Origin of the sequence: Stenotrophomonas sp. GbtcB23 (assembly GCF_019091045.1) — a bacterium.
Lineage (GTDB): Bacteria > Pseudomonadota > Gammaproteobacteria > Xanthomonadales > Xanthomonadaceae > Stenotrophomonas > Stenotrophomonas rhizophila_A.
This window is the reverse complement of sequence record NZ_JAGXKC010000674.1, coordinates 1-237: the sequence shown is the minus strand read 5'-3', so window position 1 is coordinate 237 and position 237 is coordinate 1. Positions and strand designations below refer to the sequence as shown.

The 237-nt window shown below is 67.9% G+C and carries 1 protein-coding gene; it reads right to left on the bottom strand.

Going from position 1 to position 237, the window contains the following annotated elements:
- Nucleotides 1-237: molybdopterin cofactor-binding domain-containing protein (locus KVS69_RS20525; RefSeq protein ID WP_217540186.1), on the bottom strand; the 237-nt coding region annotated here is incomplete at both ends.

Sequence of the window (237 nt, the reverse complement as noted above, 5' to 3'; positions counted from 1 at the left end):
CGGCCGGCGATGATCTGCGCGAAAGTCGTCTCATGGCCCTGGCCATGGCTGTGAGATCCGGTGGGCACCTCGATCGTGCCGACCGCATTCACCCGCACCTCCGCCGATTCCCAAAGGCCGACGCCTGCACCGAGCGAACCGACCGCCGCCGATGGCGCGATCCCGCAGGCCTCGATATAGCAGCTCATGCCGATGCCGCGCTTCCTGCCCTTGGCTTCCGACTGGGCCTTCCGAGCC